General features: G+C 61.4%; 8 protein-coding genes. 1 reads left to right on the top strand and 7 read right to left on the bottom strand.

Going from position 1 to position 12,804, the window contains the following annotated elements:
* Window positions 1-104: 104 nt before the first annotated feature.
* The 5 genes from BGC09_RS09000 to BGC09_RS08980 all read right to left on the bottom strand — a co-directional run bounded on the left by BGC09_RS09000 (window position 105) and on the right by BGC09_RS08980 (window position 5,758).
* A complete protein-coding gene (locus tag BGC09_RS09000; protein ID WP_069803546.1) occupies window positions 105-311 on the bottom strand; it encodes a helix-turn-helix transcriptional regulator in 207 nt (68 codons plus the stop codon).
* Window positions 312-577: 266 nt separating this feature from the next.
* Complete coding sequence (locus BGC09_RS08995; RefSeq protein ID WP_069803545.1) at window positions 578-2,986, bottom strand: FAD-dependent oxidoreductase; 2,409 nt, start codon at window positions 2,984-2,986, stop codon at window positions 578-580.
* Between the two features lie 173 nt (window positions 2,987-3,159).
* Window positions 3,160-4,491 carry a complex I 51 kDa subunit family protein gene (locus BGC09_RS08990; RefSeq protein ID WP_176728880.1) on the bottom strand — a complete coding sequence of 444 codons (1,332 nt, stop codon included), beginning with the start codon at window positions 4,489-4,491 and terminating at the stop codon, window positions 3,160-3,162.
* Window positions 4,484-5,224 (bottom strand): hypothetical protein, encoded by a 741-nt coding sequence (locus BGC09_RS22835; protein WP_069803543.1) that lies wholly within the window; start codon window positions 5,222-5,224, stop codon window positions 4,484-4,486. The genes BGC09_RS08990 and BGC09_RS22835 overlap by 8 nt, the downstream gene beginning before the upstream one ends.
* A 3-nt stretch (window positions 5,225-5,227) precedes the next feature.
* Window positions 5,228-5,758: an NADH-quinone oxidoreductase subunit B gene (locus BGC09_RS08980; protein WP_052891379.1), complete on the bottom strand. Its 531-nt coding sequence runs from the start codon at window positions 5,756-5,758 to the stop codon at window positions 5,228-5,230.
* A gap of 458 nt (window positions 5,759-6,216) precedes the next feature.
* Here BGC09_RS08980 and leuB point away from each other — a divergent pair, with 458 nt between their 5' ends.
* Entirely contained in the window at window positions 6,217-7,326 is a 1,110-nt protein-coding gene (leuB, locus tag BGC09_RS08975) for a 3-isopropylmalate dehydrogenase (protein ID WP_069803542.1), read from the top strand.
* A 285-nt stretch (window positions 7,327-7,611) separates the two neighbouring features.
* Here leuB and BGC09_RS08970 read toward each other — a convergent pair whose 3' ends face one another.
* Entirely contained in the window at window positions 7,612-7,806 is a 195-nt protein-coding gene (locus BGC09_RS08970) for a hypothetical protein (protein ID WP_069803541.1), read from the bottom strand.
* Window positions 7,807-7,954: 148 nt separating this feature from the next.
* A complete protein-coding gene (locus tag BGC09_RS08965) occupies window positions 7,955-12,724 on the bottom strand; it encodes a response regulator (RefSeq protein WP_069803540.1) in 4,770 nt (1,589 codons plus the stop codon).
* Between the last annotated feature and the right edge of the window lie 80 nt (window positions 12,725-12,804).

Below are 12,804 nucleotides of genomic sequence, written 5' to 3'. Positions count from 1 at the left end.
CAGGCGAGAAAGCAGGGGGCTAGAACAAAGCGAAGACGCAGACAGGACGAGATTGGGCGACAGGCGTGGACCGCGCAAGGGGGTTGGCCCGCGCCTGTCGCTGCTCAATCAAGTGGAATAAAGCCAATCACGTCGTAGGGGATATTCAGCGCCTTCTGGAGCGCTTTGAGGGTCTGGATGTCGCTGATGACCCGGTTATACAGTTCGATCTTGGCAATCGCATCGCGACTCATACAGACGGCTTTCCCTAGCTGCTTCTGGGTCAGATGTCGTCGGCGTCGATATTCCCTGAGCTGCTTTCCGGTGAACATACTCGCCTCCCTCCAGTGAAGCGTACAAAAAGTAGAGCGATTTTTGCACTTAAAAATCCACAATTTGTACGCTTATCACTGTATATGACGAGCGACACCTCAGCCTATCAAATCTCTTCCCAAAAAACGTCTGCCCGCCAGCGGGAAGCTATACTGGCGGGCAGACCAGCCCAGGTCAGATCTCTTTCTGCTGCAGAAGAGCAATCCAAGAGCAGCCTGGTCAGGTCGAGATCAAAGGCGGCTGGGGAACGGAAGCGCCTCGCCGGCTACTCGCGAATGCTGCGCGGTGGCAGCGGACGCACCAGCGGACTCATCATCGGCGTCTCTTTCTTATCGCGTGGCAGGCGCTGACGCACCAGGTAGCTCGGAGCGAGTGCCAGGTCCTCCTTCTCCAGGGTCACATCGGGACCGAAGCGATTGAAGAAGGACAGTTCAAAGTTGGGCGTCTCGCCCAGGGCGCCATGCGGGCAGACCTCGACGCAGTCGCCGCAGAAGATGCAGCGATCCAGGGCGAACGAATAGCGCGTCAGCTTGCGCTCGGCCATCATCAGCGAGCCAGTTGGGCAGACCTGCACACAGGCGCCGCAGGAGACGCAGTCGGTATCGTGCAGGCTGACGTTGAAGGGCGTCGAGACGATCGTATCGAAGCCCTTGCCGAACATGCCGTAGCAGTCGGGACCGATCACATCGTGGCAGACGCGCACACACTGCGTGCAGTTGATGCACTTGTTGGGGTCGCGCAGGATGAAGCTGTGCGACAGATCGACGTCGTAATCGTGATAATCGCTCGGCTCGCCATCGTGGAAGCGGTTATCGACCAGGCCATGCTCGATGCTGTAGCGCTGCAGGTCGCACTGACCGGCTGCTGGGCAGGCGCACTGCAGACAGCGAGCGGCTTCGCGCTTGGCCTGCTCCTCCAGATAGCCCATCTCGATGATGCGGAAGTTGCGCTTGCGCTCCTCATAGGGGAGCATGGGCATCTTGACCTTCGGCTCGACGGGCTTATAGGGCACGATATCGAAGAGGTCAGGCTTGCGCTCCTCCAGCTCCAGGCGGCGCGCCACCTCATTCATATCCTCGCCATTCAGATAGGCGTGGATCGAGCGCGCTGCCAGCTTGCCCTGAGCGACACACTCGATGATGGTGCGCGCGCCCATCTGGGCATCGCCGCCGGCAAAGACCCCAGGGCGATCGGTCATCAGATTATAGGGGTTGGTCTGGATCGTGCTCCACTTGGTCCACTTGACGCCCGAGGACTCATCAAGCACCGAGCGATCGGGCTTCTGGCCATAGGCCGGAATGATCGTATCGCAAGGAATGACATGCTCGGAGCCAGGAATGGGCACCGGGCGGCGGCGTCCACTGGCATCAGGCTCGCCCAGGCGGTTCTTAATAAGCTCCAGGCCCTTGACGCGATTATGCTCATCGGTAATGACGCGCGTCGCCTGCTCATAGAAGAGCAGCTCCGTCCCTTCGGCCTCGGCGTCCTCGATCTCCTCCATTGTGGCCGTCATCTCTTTGATCGAGCGGCGATAGGCCGTATGGACCTTGGCGCCCAGGCGCAGTGAAGTGCGCGTGCAGTCGAAGGTGGTGAAGCCACCGCCGAGGACGATCACCTCAGCTCCTTCTTTGACGGGCACTGGCTTGCCCTCGACCTTCTCCCCGAGGAAGGCAATAGCGTTGACCACACCCTCGGCATCCTCGCCTGGCGCTCCCAGTGGGTTGCTCGTCCAGGCCCCGATGGCCAGGAAGACAGCATCAAAGCCCTGGGCGAAGAGATCGTCGATGGTGAAGTCGCGGCCCAGCTTGACATTGCACTGCAGATCGACCCCTAGCTCCCAGACGTGGTTCAGCTCGCGGTCCATCATATCCTTCTGCAGGCGATACTCCGGGATACCGTAGCGCAGCATCCCGCCGGGCTGCGGCTGCATATCGAAGATCTTGCAGTAGTGGCCCTTGAGAGCCAGATAGTAGGCACAGGTCAGGCCGGCGGGGCCAGCGCCCACGATCGCCACCTTTTTGCCCGTCGGCGGGTCTTTGACAAAAGGCACCGGCGGATCAAGCAGGCAGGTTTCCGCCGCATGGCCGTGCATGCGGCAGATGGCGATCTCCTCCTCAACCAGGGCGCGCCGGCAGGCTTTCTGGCAGGGCGCCGGGCAGGTCAGGCCCAGGATATAGGGGAAGGGCAACACCTCCTTCACCAGGCGCGCTGCCTCTTTCATCGACCCCTTCGCGATCAGCTCCAGATAGCCGGGGATATCGATGTGAGTTGGACAATCGACCTGGCAAGGAGGCTGGCAGTAGGCATTATGGTCCGAGAGAATCATCTCCAGGTTGGTGCGCCGGATATGGAACAGCTCATCCGACTGAGTGCGCACCACCATCCCGGGCTGTGCAGGCGTATTACACGAAGGCAGGGGCCGATCGTAGCCCTCGATATGCACCAGGCACATGCGGCAGGCCGAGGTCGGCTCCAGCTTCTCATCGTTACACAGGTTCGGGATCTCGATGCCATTCTCCTCCGCCACGCTCAGGATCGTCTGATTCTCGTACGCGCGCACAACCTTGCCATCGATGGTCAGCGTAAAGCTGGGCTGGCCCACCTCGTTGCGCACCATTCCATTATGCCCATCCTGAGCAAGCGGCGTGAAGCGATCTCTGATTGATAGTGCCATGACGAATATGCCTCTTTTCGAGTGAGCAGTCTCACGACGTGCCTGGCACGCTGGATCAGCGCGCAGAACAGAGGCAGAACGCCGCTTTGCGTCCCAGACACCGACTGTTTGACTGACCGTGTGACCGACCGTTGAGCCGTCTGATCTGACAGCCGTGGATGCTCTTGCTTTTTTTAGGGCAGCACGTGCTTGGTGACGAAGCGATGGGAGCGCACCGGCACACAGGTCCCCGTTGGACACTGTTGCTCTTCAATATGCATCTGGAAATGCTCTGGCCAATAGCGGCGGGCCGTCTTATACGCATTGGGGGCCTGGATGCCGAAGCCACAGAGAGAGCCATCGGGAACATAGCCGGCCAGCTCATCCAGCAGATCGAGATCCGAGCGCACGCCCAGGTCGCTGATAATGCCTTCGAGGACGCCCGTCATACGCTTGACCCCGATGCGGCAGGGGACACACTTGCCACACGACTCATTGCTCAGATAGCGTGTGCGCTCCATCGCCCAGGCCACCATGCAGGTCTGAGCGGGCAGAAGCTCGATGACGCCAGATCCCACAATGGCGCCGGCCTCCTCGAGAGGATCAAAGTCAAAAGGCAGATCGAGCAGATTGACCGGTAAAGCCCCCCCCTCTGCGCCGCCAACAACGACAGCGCGCAGCTCGCTGTCTGGATGACTCAGGCCAGCATGGCGCAGGATCTCGCGCAGGCTGGTTCCAAAGGGGACCTCGACCACCCTCGGCTCAGCATCGGGAACGGCATCGTAGATGGTCAGCACCTTCGTACCAGGCGTCGTCTCACTTCCCAGCCGCCGGAAAGCCTCGGGGCCATCGCGCACAATGAGAGGCACATTGGCCAGCGTCTCCAGCGAGTTGATGGCAGTCGGCTTGTCCCACAACCCATAGATGGCTGGATAGGGCGGTCGCTGCTCGGGCATTCCGCGCCGGCCCTTGATGACGGCAATCTGAACTGTCTCTTCTCCACCGATGAAGCCAATGTCGAAGCCGACCACGTTAATCGTACAGTGGAAGGTCGTCCCGAGGATCGAGCGACCGACCAGTCCAGCCTCCAAGGCTTCATTGAGCGCTTGCTGCACCGCCTCGATTCCCTCACGGAAGAGGCTGCGCGTCATCAAATAGGCCTCCGTTGCCCCGACGGCATAGGCGGCCAGTAGGATTCCTTCGATCACCTGGTGCGGATTGCGCTCCAACAACGAGCGCGCTGCCCACGAGCGTGGATCGGCATCGTAGGCATTGCAAATGACGTATTTGGGCGATTCCTGCTGACGGCGCACAATACGCCACTTCTCTGCCGTCAGGCGCCCAGCACCGCCGCGCCCGCGCAAGCGGGCCTCACTCACCAGCTGGATCACCTGCTCAGGCGTCTGATCATGCAGAGCACGTTCGAGCGCGCTATAGCCTCCCTGCTGCCGGTAACTCTGGAGCGAGCGCAGATCAGGCTCGCCGCGCCGTCGCAGAACGCGATAGGCCGAATCGAACTCAGGCATCTGGCTGCCTCTCATGATGAATATTTCCCCACACCCCGCGCTTATCGGGCGCCAGCCCGCGCTCGGGCTGATCATCGCGCGTAATCCCCTTGACTGCCGGCGCCGGCTTGAACTTTGGACTGAGCGTCGCGATCCCAAAGATATCGCTGAGATCGACACCGCGCGCCTGGACGATGCGTTTGGCGGCCTGCAATGGCAAGTAGCCATAATGGTCCATCACAGCATCCAGCAGGGCCGGCAGAGCCGCCGCCTCATGTGGCCATTGCTCCAGTAACTCGTCCACTTTGCTCAGGTCAATCTCTGGCTCCAGATGATCTTTGACCGGCATCGCCACACAGGGTGCAACCGGGCGATTGGGATACTCTGTCGCATACTCGGAGATGCGTGGCGTATAGAAACCGGCTTTTGAGATGCCGGTCGCTTCTGGGATCTTGCGCGAAGTGAATTTCTCGGCGCCCTCCCGAATATAGGAACGGAACCAGGGCCGTTCCTTCCAGCGGTGCAACGGCTCATACTCGATGGTGATGGCGCGCGGCGGACAGGCCTTCTCGCAGAGCAGGCAGGCCTCGCACTTTAAATTGAGTTCGGTCTTGAGTCCCTCTTCCGCAATCAACTGGATCAGCCCGCGGCTCCGCGGCGGTAGTTTAGGCTTCTCATAAGGATAGAGCCGTGTCACCTTGGGCCGGAAGAGGTGGCTGAAGGTCAGCCCCATTCCCTGCAGGATGCCACGCATAGGCTACACCTCGCCTTCCTTCTCACCGCGCACCTTCAGGCCCTGCTTGAGAATCTTCTCGCGCAGCTTGAGCAGCCCTTCGATCAGTGCCTCTGGCCGCGGCGGGCAACCGGGCACATAGACATCAACCGGCACAATGGTATCGACGCCCTGAACGGTGTAGTAGCTATCGTAGAACTCACCGCCCGAATTGGCACACTGCCCCATGCTGATCACCCACTTCGGCTCGGGCATCTGCTCCCAGAGCAGGCGCAAGCGCGGCGCCATTTTCACCGAGACCGTACCCGCGACAATCATCAGGTCGGCCTGGCGCGGACTGGAGCGGAAGACCTCCGAGCCAAAACGGGACAGGTCATAGTGCGACTGGGCACTCGCCATCATTTCGATAGCACAGCAGGCCAGACCATAGCCCAGCGGCCACACCGAGCGTGAGCGCGCCCAGTTTTGAGCCCATTGAAGCATATCGGCTAGGCTGGTAATCGCCACCGGTAGCTCTTGATCACCAGGCGTATATTCGTGGGGGCCAGTCGCCATCGTAATGGGAACGGGCTTGCGCCGCGTCCCAGGGACTGAGGCTTTCTCCCCCGCTTGCTGGCTCGTCGTATTGCTCATAGGATGATTGCTCCTCTACTGATTGCCCCTCGCTAAAGATGAGGTGACTTGCTCTCTCGGCACTGGAACAGGGGTTCCTCGCTTGGAGGGGCACGCTTCTCCTGGCCTTGTGGTCCGCAGTTTATTATAGCACGTTTCACCCATTGGTGCCAGAAAAGGGCGCGCCGCGGGGCGGCCTCCGCAGCCGCTTTCTCACTCTGCCAGCCTCTTTCTTCACTGGCTTTTCCTTGCTCTTTCCGACCTGCTCCCCTCCTGCCTTGCCTTGCTGTCCCTAATCGGCTATCATGGCACTGTCCGTCCAGCGGATAGCGAACCTATCCTACGTAGGTTCACCTCAAGTTGGAGGTCAAGGCTTAAATCGTACAGGGAGGATTCCTGCATTGGGTACCTATAAGATCGCCGTCCTGCCAGGCGATGGTATCGGCCCCGAGGTGACCACCCAGGCTCTGCGCGTGCTGGAACGGGTCGGTGCCCGCTTTGGCCACACTTTCCAGACCACCCAGGCCCTCGTTGGAGCCGCCGCCATTGAGGCCGAGGGCGACGCCATTTCCGATGCGACCATGGCCCTCTGTCAAGAGAGCGATGCCATCCTCTTCGGCGCGGTGGGAGGCGTCTCTCGCTACGAAGGCCCCAACTCCAAGGTCCAGCCCGAGCGCGCCCTCTTCCGCCTGCGCAAAGAGCTGGAATTGTTTGCGAATCTGCGTCCGGTGCGCCCGTTTAAGGCGCTACTGAATGCCTCAACACTGAAGCCTTCGATCCTTGAGGGGACCGACCTGCTGGTCGTGCGCGAACTCACGGGCGGTATCTATTTCGGCAAGCCCAGCGAGATCCGCCAGACTCCCCACGGCCTGGAGGCCATCGATACGCTGCTTTACAGTGAGGGGGAGATTGAGCGTATTGTACGTACGGCCTTCGAGTTGGCCCGGGGCCGTTCCAAAAAGAAGGTCACTTCGGTTGATAAAGCCAACGTGCTCAGTTCTTCGCGCCTCTGGCGCCGCGTGGCCGAACGTGTCGCCGCCGACTATCCCGACATCGCCTTTGAGCATCTGCTGGTCGATGCCTGCGCGATGCATCTGATCCGCCGCCCTGCCAGCTTCGATGTGATCGTTACGGAAAATATGTTTGGCGATATTTTGACCGATGAGGCCTCCATGCTCGCTGGTTCTATGGGCATGCTTCCGTCGGCAAGCCTGGGAACACGGCGGACAGCACACGGAACTTTCGGCCTCTACGAACCGATCCACGGCTCAGCCCCCGATATCGCCGGCCAGCATAAGGCTAATCCAATCGCTTCGATCCTCTCGCTGGCGATGTTGCTGCGCCACTCCCTGGGTCTGGAGAGGGAGGCTCAGGCAGTTGAGCAGGCCGTGGAGCATGTGATTGATGCTGGCTATCGGACCGAAGATCTGCAGGAAGAGGGAAAAACCATCGTCAGGACCGAGGAGATGGGAAGCCTGATCGCCGAGGCCGTTACGGCGACTTTATCCTGATCGGCGCCAGGGCTGCCCGGTCTTCCTTCCTTCCTTCCTCCCTCCCTCCCGCAGCGGCTGTCTGGTCGCCCTGCTTTAGTCACCCTGCCTGCGTCAATTCATGACGTTGCCTGCCCAATCGACGCGGCAGGCGGCCAGACGCTGCTCGCCTGCCAGTCCGGCGGCTTCGTGAGGCAAGCAGAGGACGAAGGCAGAAGCAGGCAGAGGGACAGGAACAGCCTGGATGCAAGAGCAGCGAGCGCGGCCAGCTGTGAGAGCTTGCTGCACACTGGGACCTTTTGCTCCCTAGCCCATCATCGGTTTAGGGCAGGGTCCCAGGCGCTGCAGGCGCGCTCGCGCCTCCTCTAGACGGGCTGCCAGCTGTTCCCGCTGCTCTTCCCGCTGCCCTTGCTCCGCAAGGGCCTGCTCAAGACTTTCAATCTCGGCGAGCAGCCGCTGACGCTGTACATACCAGCGCGTTACTGCTCGTTCTACACCCATTGTACGCTTCTACAGATCTTCGTATTACATTGATGGGTCGGTCAGGCCGGGCCATATGCAGCTTTGCCATGCGGAGGAGCGCAGCAGCAGCGACAGAGGAGCCGCCCGCTGCCGCCTGTCAAATGGTCCGGCCCTTCTGCCCGCTGATCTAGGCACTGGCGCCATAGACGAGGCGATTGAGCGTCGAGATCAGCTCTTCATCCTGATAGGGTTTGACAATGTAGGCACTGGCCCCGAGCTGCATGGCGCGCTGTTTATGCTTCGAGGCGGCGCGCGAGGTCAGGACCACCAACGGCAGGGTACGATACTGCTCCTGGGAGCGGACGGTGGCCATCAGCTCGTAGCCATCCATGCGCGGCATCTCGATATCGAGCAGGACCGCTGCCGGCGGCTGGCTAGAGATCAGTTCCAGGGCCTCGACGCCGTCGCGGGCTGTCTGGACCTCCCAGCCGTGTTGCTTGAGCATATTGCCGACCACGCGGCGTACACTCGGGCTATCGTCCACCACCAGGACATGCCTGCCGCGCTCCACACGCTGCGATGGGAGCGGCGTTGCTGGCGGGCGCACGGCAGGGAGCACCCCGGTGTTGACGGTCACTGTGGTGGCTGCCGCAGCCACTGAGGCCGGCATCTGCGCTTGCGCGGTCGCTGCCATCGCCAGACTCCCCTGCGGCTGCGAGAGGGTCCCCGCGATGGCCCCTGTACCACGGCGCTGCACCGAGAGGAGTTCGTTCAGCTCCAGGATCAGAATCACGCGCCCGTTGCCAAGCACCGTGCCGCCGGCAATGCCATGCACATGGCGCAAGTGCGGACCCAGATTCTTCATGACGACGTCCATGCGCGTCTTGACTTCGTCCACTACCAGAGCCACCCGATGACGGCCTGTATTCACCAGGAGCAGCGGAGAGCGCTCGTCAATCTCGCCGGCAGGCAGCTTGAGATAGTGAGCAAGCTGGCTGAGTGGATAGACATCGTTCTGCACCACGACCGCCGGGCGCCCGCCGTGGGTAGTGCGCTTAAAGGTATCGAGCCGTCCAATAGCCTCGACCAGCGTCGTCGGGACAGCATACTGCTGGTCCCCCACACGCACCATCATCACGCTTTGAATCGCCAGGCTGGTCGGGAACTTCATAGTGAAGGCTGTGCCCTGGCCCGGAGTCGAATCGACCTCGAGCGTGGCCCGCAGGCGAGAGATGCTATCGCGTACCACATCCAGGCCCACGCCACGCCCGCTTTCTTCGCTGACTACCTCGGCAGTTGAAAAGCCGGGGCGGAAGATCAGATCGATGACATCGCTGGGCGAGAGAGCCTGATCGGGTCGGATCAGTCCACGAGCGATGGCCGCCTGACGTACCTTCTCGGGATCGATGCCGGTCCCATCGTCGCGCACCGTAATCACTACCTGATTGCCCTCATAGGAGGCTGAGAGCTTGACGAGGCCCGCGGGCGGCTTGCCCTTGCGCACACGTACCTCTGGCTCTTCGATGGCGTGATTGACGGCGTTGCGCATCAGGTGCAGCAGCGGGCCGGCGATCTCCTCATAGACTGTGCGATCGACCTCGGTATCTTCGCCTTCGGTTACAAAGTTGATCTCCTTATGCTGCTTGAGCGCAACCGAGCGGACCGCGCGATAGAGGCGGGGGATCATCGACGAGAGCGGCACCAGGCGGGTCTTCATCAAGCGGTCCTGGAAGGTGGTGCTTAGACGGCTCTCGCGCGCGAAGATGCTCTCGCATTCGCGGATGACCGCCTCCATCTCGCTGCTCAGGGTAATCATGTCCGAGACGCCCTCGCTGAGGCCGCGGGTCAGCTGGTGGAACTCCGTATAGCGGTCCAGCTCCAGCTCATCGAACTCAGCCAGGTGAGCTGGCTCCCCACTATTGGCGCCGGGCCGTCCGGCCTGGAGAGCAGGCAAGCGCGAGGAGCCATTACCGACGCCGGGGGGTACCTGGACGACGCGCCCGCTGGGTAGGGTTGCTGCCTCAAAGCGGCTTTCCAGCTTCTGGCCCACATCGCGCAGGCGCTCACTACTCATGCTCACATCGGACACCAGGCGCATCAGACGCTGGATATGCTCCTCAAGCGCGCTGCGGTTGACCAACAGCTCGCCGAAGAGGTTCACCAGCTCATCGAGCTTCTGCAGGCGCACGCGCACACTCAGCTCGGTGGCAGGAGAGCGCTGCATCAGCAACTCGCCGGCGGCGGGGGCGGCCTCGGAGACGGTTCGCGAGAACGTCGAGCTATCAGGGCCTTCGCCGCTATCGAGGAGGCTCTCCAGCTCCTCTTCGGCGGGCAGTGGCGAGAGCTGCTGCTCACCAAGCAGGTCGGCGTAGCGTGCTCGCATGGCCGCGACAGCTGCTTCCAGGGTCGCGCGGTCCTCGCCCCGATTATTGATGAGGCGATCGAGGGTCTCCGCCGTATCGAGAATGATACCGATTACCGGCGGGGAAATGGCGACCCGGCCCTCCATGATACTATCGAGAAGATCCTCGGAGACGTGGCAGAGGTCCGCGATGAGACGGAAGCCCATCATACCCGCCGCCCCTTTGAGGGTATGTGTGGCGCGGCGGATGCTCTGAAGAATATCGCGATCCTCGGGCGACTTCTCCAGGGCGGCCACATTCATGCTGATCGTCTGCAGATGCTCTTCCGCCTCCAGCCGGAAGATCTCGGCAGCTTCCTCGCCAAAGTCAGTGCCTTCGCTGATCGCTGAGCCACTGGCAGCTGACGACGCAGAGGGAGCAGGCGCAGGCGCAGGCGGTGGAGGCGGAGCGACGACGGGTGGAGGGCTGACCTGAGCCCGCGGAATCTCCAGAGCAGGCAGCGGTCCGCTACCCGAGCCCGCTTGCGGCAGATGTGCGGCTGCCTCTAGATCGGCGTTGCCTGTCAGCTGAGCCAGAAACTCACGGCGTACTTCAATCTCGATCTCATTGCGCAGTCGCCTGACCAGCTCCTCGTAACTTTCTTGTCCGTCAGGACCGGCGATCTCATGCTGCAGCTGACGCTGACGCTCGAATTCCTGGCGCACTTCCTCGCGGATCTGGCGCTCCAGCTCCATGCGTGCTGTCAGAGAGAGAGGGCGCTGCTCATACTCACGGCGCAGCTCCTCACGGAGCTTGGCCTCCAGCTCTGCTCGCAGGGCTGCCAGATCTCCCTGGCGCTCAAAGGTCACGCGCTCGCGCACTCCACTCGCATCGCGAGCGACCTGCATCTCCCAGGGTGTCCACCCCGGCTCCTGACTGGTCAGTGCCTGGGGCAGGCGCTCCAACAAGTCTCCACAAGCCTCGACCGAGCCGCGGAGCTGACGCAGCGTTGTCTGAATCTGCTCGTCGGTGGCCTCAACGCCGCTCGTGATGCGCGAGAGCAGCTCAAGAATCTTCTTGAGCTTGGTATTGACTACCCACATTACCGAGAGCGGCAGATAACGGCGCACCTTCTCGGGGCTTTTGCGCAGATTGAGGCCCATCGCCTGGCCAGCCCAGTCCTCCATTCGCTCCAGCGCATCTTTCGAGCCATCGAGGAAACCGCGGAACTCGCTGCGCTGCTCCTCGATGATGCTGATGGCCTGCTGCAGTTGAGCTAGCAGAGTATGGAGCGTATTGACCTGCTCTTCAAGCGAAAGGGCTTCCTGGCGCAGATTGCTAGAGAGCCGCACGGCTGAGGCAGGCAGGAGAAGCGCGTCCTCGGGCTGGCTCTCCGGCTGCGGCTGGGGCTGCGGCCAGCTCGGCGGCGCCTGTGCTGGTAACGGCTGCCCCGGCAATGACTGCTGCGGCTGGGGCCAATCTGGGAGGGCGCCTAGTGCTGCATCGGCAGCAGCGGCCCGGCCCTGAGCTTCGGGTTGGGCTGCGGTAAAGCGATTGACCAGCTCTTCCAGCGGCGAAGGAGCGCGCGGCGAACGCGGCTGCTCGTTCACAGGAAGAGAGACAGCCGACGAGGGACTCCCCTCGGAGCTGCGGAAGCCGGCGGCTAACATATCTAAGGCGCTCGGAGTTGCCGGTGCGGAGGGCAAGGATGGAGAAGCTGGTGTCTCGGGAGACTGTTGAGCAAGCGGAACAGGATCTTCCGGCCAGAGCGGCTCTTCATCGGGTGGAGTACTAGGCGTACGAAAAGCGGCCAGCATCTCATCAAAGGAAGGCAGAGAACTCTCCTGACTGGGGGCAGCAGGATAGGGCGATTCGGGCAGGGGGGTTGACTGAGAAGAAGAAGAAGAAGAAGAAGAAGAAGGTGCCGACCGCTGCTGATAGGCATAGGGTTCACCTAAGCCCAGACCATCCTCCTGGAAACCGTAGTGCTGGGAAGGCGGAGTGGGAGCGTGGTAGCGCGAAGAGTCATGATAATCCTGATAGGTCTGCTGAGGCTGACCCTGGTAGCCTGGCTGATCCGCCTGATAGTCCTGGTACTCGTGAGTGTAGTGCTCTGGGGCGATCGGCTGTTGAGACTGAGGGCCTGATAGCTCACCTGCTGACTGAGAGGGAGCAGAGGCCAGCTCTGTTGAACCTGGGACAACCTTGCCGGCTGCCTCCTGGAGGGCGCGATAGCGACTGTAGTCGGCATCGTCCTCAGCGATAATGGCATCCTGGTTGACGGAATTATCGCGGATTCCATCGATCAGCACATGCAGGCGTCGCAGGGAGCGACGCAGCAGGGCCAGCGTAGGCTCATCGAGAGTAGTCAGGCCATCGAGCACATCCCCCAGAATATCCTCCATGCCATGAGCCACATGGGCCAGGCCGGGGAAATCCATCATCGAGGCGGAGCCGCCAATTGTATGCGTGCGGCGATAGGTCTCTTCGAGAGCATCCATGTCGCCGGGGGACTGAGCCAGGCGGTCAAGATTCGCCTCGATCTCTGGCAGATAGCTCTTCACCTCTTCGATAAACGAATCGAGCACTGACAGTTTATCAAATGTATTTGACATGCTGCACGCACCCACTTATTCTAGTCGATCGAACTCGGTTTCGCGGGATGCCGAGACGCGAAACATAGAAACGCGACGGG

Source organism: Thermogemmatispora onikobensis (assembly GCF_001748285.1).
In the GTDB taxonomy this organism is placed as follows: Bacteria; Chloroflexota; Ktedonobacteria; order Ktedonobacterales; family Ktedonobacteraceae; genus Thermogemmatispora; species Thermogemmatispora onikobensis.
Note: the sequence above shows the minus strand (reverse complement) of the source record. Positions and strands in the feature narration are given on the sequence as shown.

What these genes read in the sequence shown, in the direction of transcription:
- BGC09_RS08990 (WP_176728880.1), bottom strand. Translation starts at nt 4,491, where the DNA reads ATGCCTGAGTTCGATTCGGCCTATCGCGTTCTGCGACGGCGCGGCGAG.
- BGC09_RS08995 (WP_069803545.1), bottom strand. Translation starts at nt 2,986, where the DNA reads ATGGCACTATCAATCAGAGATCGCTTCACGCCGCTTGCTCAGGATGGG.
- BGC09_RS08965 (WP_069803540.1), bottom strand. Translation starts at nt 12,724, where the DNA reads ATGTCAAATACATTTGATAAACTGTCAGTGCTCGATTCGTTTATCGAA.
- BGC09_RS22835 (WP_069803543.1), bottom strand. Translation starts at nt 5,224, where the DNA reads ATGCGTGGCATCCTGCAGGGAATGGGGCTGACCTTCAGCCACCTCTTC.
- BGC09_RS08980 (WP_052891379.1), bottom strand. Translation starts at nt 5,758, where the DNA reads ATGGCGACTGGCCCCCACGAATATACGCCTGGTGATCAAGAGCTACCG.
- BGC09_RS08970 (WP_069803541.1), bottom strand. Translation starts at nt 7,806, where the DNA reads ATGGGTGTAGAACGAGCAGTAACGCGCTGGTATGTACAGCGTCAGCGG.
- BGC09_RS09000 (WP_069803546.1), bottom strand. Translation starts at nt 311, where the DNA reads ATGTTCACCGGAAAGCAGCTCAGGGAATATCGACGCCGACGACATCTG.